General features: G+C 52.9%; 15 protein-coding genes. 9 read left to right on the plus strand and 6 right to left on the minus strand.

What is annotated here, in order from left to right:
• Nucleotides 1-37 precede the first annotated feature (37 nt).
• Genes CHH75_RS08980 through CHH75_RS08995 form a run of 4 tightly spaced genes read left to right on the plus strand, consistent with a single transcriptional unit; the run spans nt 38 to nt 3,622 of the window.
• Nucleotides 38-1,120, plus strand: coding sequence for a methyltransferase (locus CHH75_RS08980; protein ID WP_095397986.1), 1,083 nt, complete (start codon nt 38-40; stop codon nt 1,118-1,120).
• 18 nt (nt 1,121-1,138) lie between these two features.
• Nucleotides 1,139-2,146: an ABC transporter substrate-binding protein gene (locus tag CHH75_RS08985; protein WP_095397987.1), complete on the plus strand. Its 1,008-nt coding sequence runs from the start codon at nt 1,139-1,141 to the stop codon at nt 2,144-2,146.
• A gap of 43 nt (nt 2,147-2,189) precedes the next feature.
• Entirely contained in the window at nt 2,190-2,588 is a 399-nt protein-coding gene (locus CHH75_RS08990) for a (2Fe-2S) ferredoxin domain-containing protein (protein WP_095397988.1), read from the plus strand.
• Nucleotides 2,585-3,622, plus strand: coding sequence for a CobW family GTP-binding protein (locus CHH75_RS08995; protein WP_095397989.1), 1,038 nt, complete (start codon nt 2,585-2,587; stop codon nt 3,620-3,622). The genes CHH75_RS08990 and CHH75_RS08995 overlap by 4 nt, the downstream gene beginning before the upstream one ends.
• Nucleotides 3,623-3,701: 79 nt before the next feature.
• Here CHH75_RS08995 and CHH75_RS09000 read toward each other — a convergent pair whose 3' ends face one another.
• Entirely contained in the window at nt 3,702-4,706 is a 1,005-nt protein-coding gene (locus CHH75_RS09000) for a CobW family GTP-binding protein (RefSeq protein WP_095397990.1), read from the minus strand.
• Between the two features lie 237 nt (nt 4,707-4,943).
• Here CHH75_RS09000 and CHH75_RS09005 point away from each other — a divergent pair, with 237 nt between their 5' ends.
• Nucleotides 4,944-5,789 (plus strand): heme ABC transporter ATP-binding protein, encoded by an 846-nt coding sequence (locus tag CHH75_RS09005; protein ID WP_095264085.1) that lies wholly within the window; start codon nt 4,944-4,946, stop codon nt 5,787-5,789.
• A gap of 61 nt (nt 5,790-5,850) precedes the next feature.
• On the opposite strand, the gene CHH75_RS09010 is transcribed toward CHH75_RS09005, so the two are convergent.
• Both CHH75_RS09010 and CHH75_RS09015 read right to left on the minus strand, forming a co-directional pair.
• Nucleotides 5,851-6,417: an NADPH-dependent FMN reductase gene (locus tag CHH75_RS09010; protein WP_095264087.1), complete on the minus strand. Its 567-nt coding sequence runs from the start codon at nt 6,415-6,417 to the stop codon at nt 5,851-5,853.
• Nucleotides 6,414-7,163 carry a hypothetical protein gene (locus tag CHH75_RS09015; protein WP_176475503.1) on the minus strand — a complete coding sequence of 250 codons (750 nt, stop codon included), beginning with the start codon at nt 7,161-7,163 and terminating at the stop codon, nt 6,414-6,416. Before CHH75_RS09015 ends, CHH75_RS09010 begins: the two co-directional genes overlap by 4 nt.
• A gap of 262 nt (nt 7,164-7,425) precedes the next feature.
• Here CHH75_RS09015 and CHH75_RS24815 point away from each other — a divergent pair, with 262 nt between their 5' ends.
• Nucleotides 7,426-7,563, plus strand: a complete 138-nt coding sequence (locus tag CHH75_RS24815; protein ID WP_155617660.1) for a hypothetical protein — start codon at nt 7,426-7,428, stop codon at nt 7,561-7,563.
• A gap of 134 nt (nt 7,564-7,697) precedes the next feature.
• Here the strand turns inward: CHH75_RS24815 and CHH75_RS09020 are convergent, their stop codons facing one another.
• From CHH75_RS09020 to CHH75_RS09030, 3 genes are read right to left on the minus strand one after another with little or no spacing between them, the layout of a single operon-like run.
• Entirely contained in the window at nt 7,698-8,246 is a 549-nt protein-coding gene (locus CHH75_RS09020) for a Crp/Fnr family transcriptional regulator (protein ID WP_176475504.1), read from the minus strand.
• Between the two features lie 52 nt (nt 8,247-8,298).
• A complete protein-coding gene (locus CHH75_RS09025) occupies nt 8,299-9,669 on the minus strand; it encodes a YcaO-like family protein (protein WP_176475505.1) in 1,371 nt (456 codons plus the stop codon).
• Nucleotides 9,647-11,239: a CocE/NonD family hydrolase gene (locus tag CHH75_RS09030; protein ID WP_176475506.1), complete on the minus strand. Its 1,593-nt coding sequence runs from the start codon at nt 11,237-11,239 to the stop codon at nt 9,647-9,649. The genes CHH75_RS09025 and CHH75_RS09030 overlap by 23 nt, the downstream gene beginning before the upstream one ends.
• Before the next feature lie 215 nt (nt 11,240-11,454).
• Between CHH75_RS09030 and CHH75_RS09035 the strand changes: the two genes are divergently transcribed.
• Genes CHH75_RS09035 through CHH75_RS09045 form a run of 3 tightly spaced genes read left to right on the plus strand, consistent with a single transcriptional unit; the run spans nt 11,455 to nt 14,611 of the window.
• A complete protein-coding gene (locus tag CHH75_RS09035) occupies nt 11,455-12,540 on the plus strand; it encodes an ABC transporter substrate-binding protein (protein ID WP_095397993.1) in 1,086 nt (361 codons plus the stop codon).
• The gene (locus CHH75_RS09040) at nt 12,540-13,571 is read left to right on the plus strand and encodes a FecCD family ABC transporter permease (RefSeq protein ID WP_095397994.1); all 1,032 of its coding nucleotides are present in this window, start codon (nt 12,540-12,542) and stop codon (nt 13,569-13,571) included. The genes CHH75_RS09035 and CHH75_RS09040 overlap by 1 nt, the downstream gene beginning before the upstream one ends.
• Nucleotides 13,568-14,611 (plus strand): FecCD family ABC transporter permease, encoded by a 1,044-nt coding sequence (locus tag CHH75_RS09045; RefSeq protein WP_095397995.1) that lies wholly within the window; start codon nt 13,568-13,570, stop codon nt 14,609-14,611. The genes CHH75_RS09040 and CHH75_RS09045 overlap by 4 nt, the downstream gene beginning before the upstream one ends.
• Nucleotides 14,612-14,685: the final 74 nt, after the last annotated feature.

Here is a 14,685-nt window from a genome sequence, read left to right on the forward strand (position 1 = left end):
GAAGCCATGCTCACAAAACTTTGAGGAGGAGAAATTCGTGGCGTTAACTCGGTGCAGTTATTGCGGATATATGTATGACGAATGGAATGGGGACTCGCGAAACGGCGTGCCGCCAGGAATACCGATTACGAAGTTGGCGGGAACCGTATGTTCGCGCTGCGGCATCCAGGGTGTCCGCCATGAGCGTCAGCAGAGTCCGAAGTATGAAAGCGATGAAGCGGAATATTATGACCAATTTGCTGGCAAAGCAGGAGTTAATTTTTACAAATCCTGGATAAAATCGTCCCTAAAGCCGGTGAAAGCGCTGGAGCTTGGGGTCGGGACAGGCCGTTTGGCCACGGAGCTCGCTCCGTTAACAGAACAGTACTGTGGCGTAGATTGGAGCCCGCGCATGCTGAAGGCGGCGGAAGCGAAACGTAAACGAATCTTTAAGGACACGGCGGAAGAACGATGGCAGCTGGTGGAGCAGGATGCTCTGAAATATCATCCCGAGACGCAGTTCACCCATGTCTTATGTCCTGACGGATTTCTGCAGCACTTTACGCTGATGGATGAGCATGTTGCTTTGCTGGGCGGCTTGCATCGGTGCATGGAGGATGGCGGCTGGATTGCGGTGGATGTGCATCTGCCGCCGAGCGGGATCGGCTGGAAGATGCAGCAGAGGAAGCAGCTGCTCCCGAACAAATGGATTTCCCGTCAGCTGGAAGGAGAGACATCGCTCTTAAGACAAGTGTTCCGGTGCATGATCGATTATGAAACCTACAGGGAAGGCACGATGACCTCAAAGTATCGGGTTGAACGTGAGTTCGCGTTAATGACGCCGAAGGAGACCGCTTTGCTGCTATCAGCGGCTGGCTTCGAAGTATCGCGAATCGTTTGTAATTTTGGTCTGACCGAGCCTTGGTTGACGGCGCTTCCGCCGGGGACATACGGGAAGGAAGAGGCACTTGGGGCCACTGAAACCATAAAGGAAGCCATGATGACAGGGAAAAATGTCACACCCTACATCCCTGATCAGTGGGGGTATGGAGGAGGCCCGGTGGCCGGTGCGATGCCGGTCGAGCCGCCAGAAGCTCCGGCTACCGTGACACTGATTGCCCGCAAGGCAACACGCACTTAGGATGGAGGAGAAACATAAATGAAAAGAAAAAATATCCCGTTGATTATCCTGCTTACTCTGTTATTGGTGCAGCTGACCGCTTGCGGAGGAGGCCAAAGCACGCAGGCAACTGCGTTGTCGGATGCATCGAATTCAGCACCTGCTACTGACAAGGACACCTCGGTCGAGCTGGAGAACATGGGGGAGAAGATCTCCTTCCCCGAAGCCCCGAAAAGAGCGGTAACGCTTAATCAGCATGCCACTGAGGTGATGCTGGCCCTTGGACTGGAATCTTCCATGGTGGGAACCGCTTATTTGGATGACAGCATTCTGCCTGATTTTCAGGAGGCGTATGTGCAGATCCCGGTCCTATCGGATAAATATCCATCCAAGGAGGTATTCCTCGCGGCTGAGCCTGATTTTGCTTATGCGGGATGGCAGAGTGCTTTTACTGAGGAAACGCTCGGTTCACGAGAAGATTTGGCGGCGCAAGGCGTGATGACTTATGTACATGAATCCTCCAACAGACCGAAGCCGACGCTTGAGGATGTGTATGAGGATATTCTTAATATCGGAATAATCTTTCGCGTAGAAGAACGGGCTGAGGCGTTGGTGAACGAAATTCGCAGCGAGCTGGAAGACATTCAGACGCGGATTGGGTCCCTCGATCAGCCGTTAAAGATTTTTGTATATGACAGTGGAAGCGACAAGGCGCTCACAGCCGCCAATACGTATTTAACGAGCTTGATCAATCAGGTGGGCGGAACAAATATTTTCGATGATATCGATAAAGGCTGGGCGGAAGTGAGCTGGGAAGAGGTCGTGGACCGCAATCCGGATGTCATCGTAATCGTAGACTACGGGGACGAGTCCGCGGAGCAGAAGAAAGACCGCTTGCTGAGCATGGCTTCGCTCGTCCATATCGAGGCGGTCCGCAATGAGCGGTTTATCGTGCTGCCGCTTTCGGCAGCTGCCGAGGGAATTCGAGCGCCGATTGCCCTCAGAACACTTGCTGCCGGACTCTACCCTGACAAAGTAAGTCCATAACACACGAATACGAGCCCCGTACAAAGTTAAGGAGGAACAAGATATGACAACTTGGAATTTGCAGGAGACAGCCTGCCATTTCCTGATATGCAACGGCGGCAGCTGCATGAAGAAGCAGGCGGATGAAGTGACGCTGGCGATCAGGGACGAAATCGCTTTGCTTGACGCGGATCGGCAAATCCATACGACGCGTACGCGCTGCAACGGTAGATGCGCCGATGCCTGTGTCGTGGTCGCTTATCCGGAAGGGGTCTGGTACAAGGATATCAGCCCGGAGCTGGGCAGGGAATTGGTTCGTCGGCATGCGGCGGGAGGACGTCTGGAGGAGAGAATCGTTTATTCTTTTGACCAGCGTTTTGTAGCTACCGGACTTTCAGTGACAGGACTAGAGAAGCCATCCCGTGCTGCCGAGGAGGAGAGAAAAGAGGGCTACACATCATGACAATGATCCCGATCCTCATACTGTCGGGGTTCCTGGGAAGCGGCAAGACCACTCTCCTGACTCGCCTATTAGGTGAATGCGTGAATAAGAGCATCAAACCTGCGGTCATTATGAACGAGGTAGGTGATGTTAATCTGGACGGTCAGCTGGTGGATGAAGAGGTAGCGATGCGAGAAATGCTCAGCGGCTGCATCTGCTGCACGATTCGCGGCGATTTATCCATGGAGATCAAGGGGCTGATTGAACAAGAGACTCCGGATCTCATACTCATTGAGGCGACAGGGGTTGCTAACCCGATCGAAATTTTGGATACGGTAACGGAAACGGCTTTGTTAACGCCTATCGATATCCGGGCCGTGGTGACAATCGTGGATGCTTCCCATTTTCTTCAGCTGTCTTGCGGCACAAGGGGAAGGACTTACCGGTTAATGGAGGATCAGATCCGCTGCGCATCAATGCTGGTCCTGAACAAACGCGATCTGGTAGGCGAGAAAGAATTAGAGGAGGTCACGCAGCTAATGGCCGCATTGAATCCGGTTGCTTCGATTCAGCCTGCCATTCACTGTGAATTGGATGAATGCTTGTGGAATCTTATGCTTGAACCGGAGGCTTCGGGCTCAGGAGCGTTCAGTCGGTCTAACGCTAAGGCGCGCTCTGCTGTTGACGTTCGTGGAGATCATCATCATGCTCACAACGGCGGGCTGGACTCCCGGAACGATCACGGCGATCACGATCCTGCCGGTCACGACCATCATCATTCCTATGATCATGTGATGGTTTGTACACATTATTTTTCGCAGCCCGTGGATAACCATCGGTGGGAACAGGTGATGAACGAGCTGCCGGATGGCATATATCGGGCAAAAGGGGTATATACAGCAAGCACCGGGGAGCGCATGCTGTTTCAATATGCATACAAACAGTTGGAGCTGATTCCGATCCGGCCCCAGGGTCAGCTTCAGGATGTGGCCGTGTTTATCGGGGAGCATTTTTCCAAACAGAGTCTGCTCAGCAAGCTGGAGGAGATGGCTTGAACGATACCTTCTAAGCCGGGAGAGGAAATAAAAAGAAGCGGCACATTGATGGTGCGCGCTTCTTGCTCCTTCATCTGCTTCAGTCGGCCACGCAGGCTGCAAATTGCTTGCGGAACCATTCCTCGTCGAGGTTGCGGCCGATCACGACAAATTCGCTCGTTCGCGTCTCTCCTGGTTTCCAATCCCGGTCCGGGTAAGCGCCGAACAGCATGTGGATGCCTTGGAAGACGACCCTTTTGTTGGTGCCTTTGATATTCAGGACGCCCTTGTAGCGGAAGGTGTCTGTTCCATGATCCACCAGCCATTTGTTGATGAATCTTTCTACCTTATTCAGGTCGAGCGGGCGGGACTCGCGGAAGAAGATGGAGAAAACCTCATCATCGTGATCATGGTGATCTTCTTCCAGGAATCCAGGCTCAAGCTCCAGCTTTTTCTCCAAATCGAATGCGCCGATACCGAGAATGCGATCGATTTCGATCCGGGATTGCTGCGTGCGATATATTTTGGCGGCCTGGTTCATCGAGCGAAGACGCTGCTCCAGCTGTCCGAGGTCTTCTTCGGAGACCAGATCTGTCTTGTTAAGCAGCATGACATCTGCGAAAGCGACCTGTTCCTGCGCTTCATGGCCTTCGTCCAGATGCTGACCGGCATGTCTGGCGTCCACCACGGTGACGATGGCATCCAGTTTATAAAATTCGGAGATTTCCTCGTCTACAAAGAACGTTTGCGCCACCGGAGCCGGATCGGCAAGGCCGGTGGTCTCAATCAGGACGCGGTCGAAATCGGCTTTGCGACGTCCGCCCTGCCCGAGCTTGGCATCCTTCAAATCAGCAAGAATGCGGATGAGATCTCCCCGAACGGTACAGCATATGCAGCCGTTGTTCATTTCAAAGATTTCTTCATCTGCGCCGACGACAAGCTGGTTATCGATGCCGACCTCTCCAAATTCGTTGACGATGACGGCGATCTTCTGACCGTGTTCCGCAGTTAATACATGATTGAGCAGCGTTGTTTTCCCGGCACCAAGAAAACCGGTCAAGACAGTAACGGGAATACGGGGATCATGGGATGTTGTGGTGGTCATTTTTTATTCACTCCTTCATACTTAAATCTTCGTTAATCGTAATTTTTACAATTAAATTATAGAAGTGGATGGTATTAAAGTCAAATCCGGAATGGGATACAGTGGATCAATGGCACCAAAGTGAAATGAATTGAACTGGCTGCCATTTGCGTGTATAATCGTATTAATTACGATTAACAACTGAGGTACACGATATGAGCGAGACAGGTGCAATAACTTCCAGGAGGTGAAACGGGGATGCAAATGAACACTAGAAGTAAAGTCTCGGTGCTGGCTGCAGAGCATTTGGATGTGCGCTATGCGGACAACACCATTGTGACGCAACTGAGCTTGTCGATAGCGCCAGGGAAGGTTACAGCGCTAACCGGGACAAACGGCTCCGGCAAGTCGACGCTGCTGAAGGCCCTGGCCAGGCTGCTGAAGCCTCACCAGGGAACCGTTTATTTGGATGGGGTCGCAATTTCGACCTTATCCTCGGCTGCTGTGGCCCGCCAGCTTGCCGTCTTGCCGCAATCGCCCGAAGTTCCGGCAAGCTTGACGGTCAGGGAATTGGTAGAGCAGGGGCGCTACCCGCATGCCGGTCCGCTGCGAATGTTGAGAAGACAGGACCATGCGGCTATTGATGAGGCGCTCCATCTGACGGGGATGACGAGCTTTCAGCATCGCATGCTCGATACGTTATCCGGAGGCGAGCGCCAGCGGGCCTGGATTGCCCTGGCCTTGGCGCAATCAACGCCAATTCTCATGCTGGATGAACCGACCACCTTTCTGGATGTTCGGCACCAACTCGAAATACTGGAGCTGGTCCGCCGTTTGAATCAGGAAAGAGGCATGACAATTGTCGTGGTGCTGCATGATTTGAATCAGGCCGCCAAATATGCGGATCGCATGATCGTGCTGCAAAAAGGCCGCATTGTAGCGGATGGAGAGCCGGACGAGGTGTTGACAATTGAAACTTTAAGGCAGGCATTTGGCATTCATGCGAACGTCATCCAAGATCCGGAAAGCGGCAGCCCTGTTTTTTTGCCTTACGCGATTGCAAGTGATAACCGTGAGTCCGTGCAAGAAGAGAAACGCGGCTAATACGCGAACGATTTGTCATCGGCAGGGGGCAAGGGTGCTCCGTCAGCTAACATGACTGACTTTATGCTTTCGACTTGCTAGAATGGTGCCTATGCACCGTCACTACGATGTCCCGGCCTAATGCATCCAGAATGGACAACAGTTTCTGTGCCGAGGCAGAGTCAGGCTGTTGAAAAATAATTTCGCTGGCCGGGATTTGGGCATGGATCGGTACGACCCAGCAGCCGCAGCGCAGCAGAATGTTCGACAGGTGGTAGACGGTATTCGAGGCGGAATGATCTGCCGCAACTCCGATCACTCCGGCGATTTTGCCGCGCAAATGATCGGGGCCAAGGAAGTCGAGCATGTTCTTGATGGCGGCAGAATAACTTCCAATGTACTCCGGAGAAGCAAACACCAGGGCATCAGTCTGCGCAACCTGTCGGCGCAGCTCATGTACCGCCTCCGGGTACAGCGACTGATCATCGCGTCCATCGCAAAAGGGCAGGGGAGACCTGCGTGCATCAAAAATGCTCGTCTCCGCCCCTTCCTGCTGTGCTGCCTCCAAACAGCGGTTCAGGGCCAGCTCGGTGCGTGAATTCTGGCGCAGGCTTCCGAGCAAGCCAAGGACATGAATCGGTGGTGTCATAGGCTTTTCATCCTTTCTGCACTTGCCGAGGACGGCAATCTCAATACGGGGTGGTAGATAATCTCTCTTGTCGTCGGAATCAACGTCAGCTGATACCGTTCGGGCGGGAATCCGCGCTTTCGGCTGCGTCCGCTATGCCATTCCTCAAGCAGAAGGGAAATGGTGGCTACGAGCCATTGCTGTTCAGAACGGGAAAAGGGAAGGCCGGGATCACGGATCGTTTCGGCATAGGCCCAAAAATCCTGAAGAACATCAGGGGAGGGACTTGCGGACAAGAGCCGAGTCGTCAAGTCCTTTAGCTGTAAATAAGGTCCCATGAGCGGACCGAATCGGACAAGCTTTCCTTCCAGATAAAGAGGGATCCAAGGAATCCCCGTCGTGAGGAAAGCTTCTTCTGCTTGCTTGAACATATTGCAACGAAAGATACCGGCTGCCACTAGCAAGTAATCTGTAGCCGGGTCAAGCAGCTGGGGCTCCTCTATGGTATCGCAGTGTATGCCGGATAGCGTTAAGAGAACTTTCAGGACGGCGGCTAGATCAGTATGGGCCATAATGGAGGTGCGGATCGGCTGCGATTGCAGGGAAGTTAGCTCTTCACCCTTGAGCTTGGACAGGGCTAGCCGAAGTTCATCTGTCAGCTCTTCTTCCTGCCATTCACGGCTTTGCCCGGCTCGAAGTGCAGTCCAGCTCTTCATCGAGCGGGCTTCTTTAAAATTAACACGTACGAGCTGACCTTGCTCGTTCATATAGTAGCTTCGTCCGTCCTGACCTGTGAATGGTATACAACCCTGGGGAATATCGTACTTGGGCATAGGATCACCTGATCTTCTATTAATATGAAAAGCTATCATCAATCTATATTTTGAGGGCAATTTCAAGAGGATGATGTGTTCGCCGACACCAAAGATGTGTGCTGCACCAGACCGAGCGGACTTATCGGGAAAGGTAAACTTAAGAAGCGGGTGATCGATTCATCGCCTGACAAGACGATCAAAGGAGGGATAACGAATGAAAAAGGAGCTTTTGCAAGCCGAAGAGCAGAGCATTTTTGAAGTTCTGGATCAAGTGAATGCGGCCCCGGTACAGGTAGACCCGCATCATCATGCTCTTGTTCATAATCCTTTTGTTTGGGAAGATCAAGAGTAAGCCGCAAGGTATAGCCAGGGAATGAAAAAAGCTATTCCTCCCGATTCCGGGAGGAATAGCTTTTTGTTAGAGGAAAGTCGGATTCGGAAACGGCTTGCTGAACGGCTTCGATGAAAGAAAATGCCGATGGTCGGTTAAACCAACCTGCCCACTTCCGACGATTGGGCCGAGGGGAACACAATCAGCCGGTTTTTGCCCAGCTGCACATGAGAGATTTGACCTTCCTGCTCAAGCTCATTCATCATTCGAGTGACGGTGGAACGGGTCGAATTAATAGCATTTGCAATATGTTCATGGGTTAGGACAAAAGGAACAAGACGCTGCGTGTTTTTGAATTGAACGCCGAATTGCTGATTAAGGAAGGACAGAAACATGTCCAAACGTTCGCGTATATATTTTTGCCGACAGATCGTCGCAAGCTGCAGGGAGCGCCAGGAATGGGCTCTTAGCTTGGTCAGGAGATGCACCAGCTGCTCTGGCGGCAAAGAAGCTGGCTCCAATGGATGGACGCGAATACGGGATGCAGCCTGGGTCCGGAATTCGTATATGGTGTCCGGCGTGTCGGGAAATTCGGCGGCCATTCCGTGATGAAGGATGTCGGTAAGCGATTGTTGGCCGTCGGAACGCACGCTCCATATGAAGGCGAGCCCTTTTTCGATCTCGTAGACCTTGTGTTGCTCCATCAAAATAATTTGATTGAACCTGGCCTGGAGGAGCATGAATCCACCCCTTTCATTAGCTGTGAGGCAGCGGACGGCGATTGATTTGATGTTCCGTAAGCGGGCCCGTTGTCCAGCCAAGCCTGCAGGGAATGGTATATAGCCTTTCTGGTCCCAGATAGGGAAAGGCAGTTGGCGCATTGGGGACAAGACCCGGTACGATCGCTCTGGTCACACACAGTCCTATATCTTGAATATCCGGCGTTGTCACATCCGCGTAGAAAGCTTCCAGATCAAGCGAGGACAGTTGATGCACCAATGCTTCCATCGTTGCCGGGATTGCTGCATCGGCAGGGAGCATGGCGGTCTCTTCAGCATTCAGCAAGCTTGAGATTTCAGTATGGGTGGCGGGATCCATGTAGTATTGAGAATTCAAGTAGAGATCGACCATATCCCGGTAATCGTCCCGGAAGGCTGATCGGTAGCTGCGATCTGCACGATACGGCTTAAGCGCTTTGTCGTTCAGGATACCTTGCTGTATGGCATTCCAGGTCGGGCTGTCAGGATCAAGCAAGTCCAGCGCGATATGATAGGATTGAGCCGCTTCAGCGGCTGCTTTAAGCGCGGCCTCTTCGGCCGAGAAGCGTGCGGCAAACCCCATGCATACGATATGCTGCCGTGAATCATGCAGCAAAGAGCCGATGACGGGAATGCCTGAATCATTTGGAATCGGAAACCATTTGAAGCTTACGGGACTGTCCGCCTGAATGGGCTCCACATAAGACCGAAGACGGGGATACCGACGGACATTCAACGCGGGAAGCGGTACATCAGCTCCCCACCAGATGGCTACCGCATCTCGCTCGATAAGCTCCAGAAGTCCGGAGATGATGGCGCTATTCCGCGTTGCGCCGCAAGCGATGCCGGCATACTGAACAAAATGAGTCTGTGGTTCCCCGCGAAATGCTTCTTGGTGATAGTTAATGTAGACAAGAGAAGCGGGAATCCAGATCCGGTAGCCCCCTGTCAGGGATTCGCCCTCGATCCAATTCATAACAAGATCCCGATCCATCGGTACAAACGGAAATCCCTTGGCTGTATATTGCTGGCGGGAATAGAGGGGAACCTTTAACGGATCGAGCAGCTTGTACCCCTTGGCCGTCAACGTTCTGTAGGAGCCCTTAAGCAGAGGAGCGCCGATGTAATTTCCGCAATAGCGTTCGACTGCTTCGCCGATGGCGGCCAGACGAGCCTTGTCATCATTAAAAGCCGTCCCCCCGGCGATTCGGTCGGAAGGGATGCCTGCCAATATAAAGCCGTCTGCCATTTGTGCACGCCATGAAAAGATTTGACGGGGGAGGTTCGGATGAATCGGCGCAGGCGTCAACCGCGTAATAAAGCCAGTACGTCTATCAATAAGTTGTTCATAGAGAGGTTTGGTTATCATAGTACCACCTTTCCAAAGCATCATCGTGACAGGGCAGTATGAATTGGGAGGGGCGTGCAGCGTCGTGCCAGATCGTTTGATCTGCCTGGACAAAGGCCGACTGTCGGAGCGAATCCCCTATCGTGTTCAATGAACGGTCATATTCGGGAAAACAGCTGCTGCTTATCGATATCCGAATTCGGCTCCCGCGCGGCAGCAACTGACATACCGGCTTCAGCGGAATCTCGATCGATTGCTCATTAATGGGTTCCGGAGCAGCTGCGCTTGTACTGCGGGCTAAGCCGCTCGTAATATAGATGACGTTGCCTGAAGGATCAACCTCTGACAAGCAGGCATAGAAGTCGGTTTGGCTCGACGACGAGCTGACCCATAGGTGCACATAGGCCGTACCGGCCACAAGCAGGTCCTCGTTTAGCGCATCGGATGTGTAGCACAACACATCGCTACGGGCATCGAGATCCTGCCGAAAGCTGGGGTACTCCCGTGCGGGAAGAGGGTTTGCAGGATCATACCGATAATGGCTTGGCTGCTCCTCCTCTTTCGGTGTCTGTTCCTGAAGCCGCATTCCTGTTCCGGCCAAATAGAAGCTCTTGGTTATCGTCCCGGGCAGCGGCCACGCCGGCGGCGCGATCCAGCGGTTGGCACCCATCGCATAAATCAGCACGGACGGATAACGCAAGGCTTCGCCCTGAAGCGTGTGCCTCAGCCAATTCATTTCCATCCGAGCTAACGGCAAACGGGTATTCGGCCCATAGCTGCGGGACGGATAGCGGGGGGGTTGGTTCACCTCATGCGTCCACGGCCCGATGATCAGACTTTGCGGCCGGGGATCCGCGCGCTCGGATAATATGCGATAATTTCGCAGCAAGGCACCGGTAAAAGCGTCATGCCACCCGCCGATGTGCATTACGGGACTGCGAATATCGGCCAGTCGAATCGTCTCTTGCTCAGCTTCAGGCTCGGTCGCCCGCTGCCAATGAGGGAGCTCCATCGGGAATGCAAGAGGCAGGTCTCTGACAGGCAGATGCCATATGGCATCCGGGCAGCGCTCATACATGTTCCAGAAACGATCCTGCTCGTTAACCTTAGAGCTGCCAAAGCTGGCCTCCCACCATAGTCGATCCAGCAGATGAAAAGCGCCGGATGGGTGAAAGGCGGTTTCGTGCAGCCCCATAGCCGGCACAAGCGTAATCAGGGAGGACGCCAGGGCGCTACCGTCTCCTTGCGCCGCTGCATAAGCGGCAAAAGCGCCATACGAGCTTCCTTCCAATGCGATCTGACCGTTGCACCAGTCTTGGGCAAGGACCCATCGCAGCGTGCTCAGCCCATCAGCCTCTTCATGATCGTAGGGAATCCACCGACCACCGGATCCATGGCGCCCGCGAACATCCTGAGCCACAAAGGCGAACCCTGCGGATGCCCAGCCCTTGGCAGCTTCGACAAACTGCATTTTGTCATATGGCGTTCGGGTGATGATCACGGGAAATGGGCCGTCTTCAGCCGGCAGCACGATCAGGCTGGACAGTTGAACTCCGTCGCTCGCCGGGATGGTCATGAACGAGATATTCACAATTCCCCTCCTCAAAAAAGACTTGTCAAATTCACCAATAATCGTAATAATTACCATTAGTGATATCGATTTTATATCCTATTTTCTGGAAAGTCAAATTTGCAGCTAGAACAAAAGCCAATTTATTTTTTTGTTAAATTGTAATAATTACACTTTAAAAGCGTAATTATTACGAATATAATAGGATCGATATCATATTCCATTGGAGGTAAAATATGTTGAATGCGAAGTTAAATGCCGGTTTCAAATGGATTGGAGCCGTGCTAATCATGCTATTGTTGCTAGCAGGGTGCGGACAAGCCGGCGATGAGGGTGCAAATCCAGCTCCGACAGATGCAGCTTCTTCTGGAGAGACTGCTCCATCTGATGAAGCGTCCGCATCGGGGACGGATGCCGAGGGCGATCCATCCACCCCAAGTCCAGAAGAGGCTAACACGACGATAACGGACAGCACCGGAGCCTCGATTGAGCTGCCGGGGAACGTAGAACGAGTAGCTTGCTTAACCGAAATATGCGTGGACAGCCTGGCTGAACTGGGGCTCGAGCCGGTTGCAGTTGTCCCGGACAGCATCGCCTTTCAGCCGGAATTTTTCGGAGATCAGGCTTCTTCCTTTATACAGATCGGGGGCGGGTTTATGGAGCCAAGTCTGGAGGATATCGCCAAGAGTCAGCCGGATGTGGTCATCGGGCTTATAGGCACTCATGATATGCTGAGAGACGGGCTGGGCAACATCGCTCCGCTATATATCGTCGAGGTGAAAACCTATGAGGACTCCATCTCTTTTCTTGAGATGATGGGAACCTGGACAGGCAGGGAGTCTGAAGCTGCTGCCGCGAAGGATAAATTCCTTGATAAGATGAACGATTATAAACAACAGACTCCTAATAACCGGAGTGCCTTGATTATGTATGGTGCTGACGTCAACTTTGGCATCGATACGGCAGGGTCCTTGGTAGGCTCCTTGCTCTCTGAGCTTACTCCATACCCGTGGCCAGCACCTGTTGAAGATGGAGGACATCAGGCAGGCGGGATGGCCTACTCGCTGGAGAAGGTGCTTGAGACGGATCCCGATCATATATTTATCGAGACATTCAGCTTTGGTCCGGATTCCCAGCCGTTGTCCGAGCAATTTGCCGCCAATCCGATATGGAGCAAACTGAAGGCGGTAAAGAACAATCAGTTTACGGAAGTCAGAACGGCGATTTGGGCCAACGGAAGAGGCACGCGCTCGCTCGGGATCGTGATGGATGAAGCGATGAGCACATTATATCCTGATACGTTCAAAGGGTCTGACCAGTAGTGGGAGAGGTTGTTCATTCTAGTCGGGGAACAATCAGGACGAGCCGGGCGCTCGTCCTGATATTGCTCCTTGTTATTACCGGCACAGCTTCGGCTCTCTGGGCATTAAAATCCGGATATCCGGCCGTTAGCTGGAAGGAACTTTGGCGTGTTTTGCTAAATCGCGAAGGCTCTGATCTGGCCGTGACCTCTATTCTCGAGCTGCGCTTGCCGCGCATTGTGCTTGGCTTCTTGTCTGGGGCAATGCTTGCCATCTCGGGGGTGCTGATGCAGACCGGTCTGCGCAATCCGCTCGCAAGTCCCGATCTGATTGGCGTATCGGCAGGAAGCTCATTGATCATTGCGGTGATTACGGTGTTTCACCTGCCTGTTGCTTTTAACCTATATCCCTTGTTTGGGCTGGTTGGAGGGTTTACCGGAGGTCTCATCGTCATTGCTTCTGTATATGGACGAACGGATAGCACGAGCATCATCCTCATGGGAACAGCCGTGACCGCGATGCTGAATGGAATGATTGTGTGGCTGATTACAATGGGCACCCAGAATGATATCAATCTGCTGTATACGTACTTGATGGGAAGTTTATCAGGACGTCATTGGAACCACGTTCAGTACTTGCTTCCATGGGCTGTAATCGGTATTCCGGCTGCCATGCTGTTTATCAAGCCATTGAACTTGCTTCGTCTGGGAGATGAGCAGGCCGAAGCGCTGGGACAGAAGGTGGCCAGGCTGCGTCTCTTATTGCTGGTTGCCAGTGGTGTGATGGTATCTGCCGTTGTGGCGCAGTGCGGACCGATCGGTTATATTGCGCTGCTTGGTCCATACTTGACAAGGGCCATTCTGGGAACGGAAGATGCCAGATGGATACTCCCTTGTTCCGCAGCGGTAGGGGCCGTGCTGCTCGTGACGGCGGACCTATTTGCCAAAACAGTATTTATTCCCAGGGAAGTTCCGGTCGGCTTATGGACGACGATGGTCGGTGTACCGGTTCTCATTTTGATGCTTGTGATGAGGGGGCGACGGCGTAATTGATCAATCGCAACTCAGCTGACGGATCATTCTATAAGCGGAAGTTTTGGACTTGGGGGCTGTTTTTTTTATTGGGTCTGGCCGTTTTTTTTATTTTACATATCGCGCTCGGTCAAGTGGCCCTAACGCCGCGTGAAGTGATGCTGGCCTTGCTCAATAACCAAGAGGACCTGTTCCATCGGCAAATTGTATGGGAACTGAGGCTGCCTCGGACTCTGATCGCACTTGCCGCAGGCGCCATGCTCGGACTTGCTGGGGCCATCCTGCAGTCGGTTACACGCAATCCGCTGGCCGAACCCGGGCTGCTGGGCGTATCCGCAGGCAGTGTGCTGATGCTTGTGCTCTACATGACCTACTTAGGAGGATCTGCGAGTCTTACCCTGCAGATTCCGTTATTTGGTCTAGTGGGGGGGATCATAACGGTCTCGGCGATTTATCTGCTGGGCTGGTCCCGCAGGGGAGATGCGCTGCGCTTTACGGTGATCGGCTTGTTAATATCGGCTTTTCTGTCGGCATGCACCTCACTGGTGCTGCTCCGTCATTCGGAGGCGATCGGCAGCATACTGTTATGGACTGTTGGATCGCTGAACGGGCGGGTATGGATTCATTGGAATATCCTATGGCCATGGTTTCTAATTATGGTGCCGATCGGATTAATCAGTGCTGGAGCGGCTAATGCGTTACAACTGGGCGATGGCGTCGCAAGAGGGATTGGGGCGCCGGTCGGACCTGTAAGAGCAGGATTGCTGCTTATCGCCGCGCTTTTAACTGCGGGAGCAGTTTCTATCGTTGGCGCTGTCGGTTTCATCGGATTGATAGGCCCTCACATTGCGAGGCGCATTGTCGGCCAGGATGCTAGAAGACTCTTTCCATTTAGCGCACTAGTGACAGCCTGGCTGCTCGTCGGCTCAGATATTCTATCCCAGGGCTTGTCCATCCCGCTGTTTGAAGGAGGTCGTCCGGCGTCACTGCCGGTTGGCGCTGTTACGGCATTTATGGGCGCACCTTTTTTCATTTACTTGGCTCGGCGCCATATGAAATGACCTGAGCCATGTTGGATGATCAAGGATTAGTGGGGGGAAGAATAAGGACATCGCCTTTACAGGCGGTGTCTTTT

The organism is Paenibacillus sp. 7541, assembly GCF_002276395.1.
In the GTDB taxonomy this organism is placed as follows: Bacteria; Bacillota; Bacilli; order Paenibacillales; family Paenibacillaceae; genus Paenibacillus_AQ; species Paenibacillus_AQ campinasensis.

Coding starts and splice junctions, on each gene's coding strand:
- CHH75_RS08985 (WP_095397987.1), top strand. CDS start 1,139: ATGAAAAGAAAAAATATCCCGTTGATTATCCTGCTTACTCTGTTATTG.
- CHH75_RS08990 (WP_095397988.1), top strand. CDS start 2,190: ATGACAACTTGGAATTTGCAGGAGACAGCCTGCCATTTCCTGATATGC.
- CHH75_RS08995 (WP_095397989.1), top strand. CDS start 2,585: ATGACAATGATCCCGATCCTCATACTGTCGGGGTTCCTGGGAAGCGGC.
- CHH75_RS09000 (WP_095397990.1), bottom strand. CDS start 4,706: ATGACCACCACAACATCCCATGATCCCCGTATTCCCGTTACTGTCTTG.
- CHH75_RS09005 (WP_095264085.1), top strand. CDS start 4,944: ATGCAAATGAACACTAGAAGTAAAGTCTCGGTGCTGGCTGCAGAGCAT.
- CHH75_RS09010 (WP_095264087.1), bottom strand. CDS start 6,417: ATGACACCACCGATTCATGTCCTTGGCTTGCTCGGAAGCCTGCGCCAG.
- CHH75_RS09015 (WP_176475503.1), bottom strand. CDS start 7,163: ATGAACGAGCAAGGTCAGCTCGTACGTGTTAATTTTAAAGAAGCCCGC.
- CHH75_RS24815 (WP_155617660.1), top strand. CDS start 7,426: ATGAAAAAGGAGCTTTTGCAAGCCGAAGAGCAGAGCATTTTTGAAGTT.
- CHH75_RS09020 (WP_176475504.1), bottom strand. CDS start 8,246: ATGGAGCAACACAAGGTCTACGAGATCGAAAAAGGGCTCGCCTTCATA.
- CHH75_RS09025 (WP_176475505.1), bottom strand. CDS start 9,669: ATGATAACCAAACCTCTCTATGAACAACTTATTGATAGACGTACTGGC.
- CHH75_RS09035 (WP_095397993.1), top strand. CDS start 11,455: ATGTTGAATGCGAAGTTAAATGCCGGTTTCAAATGGATTGGAGCCGTG.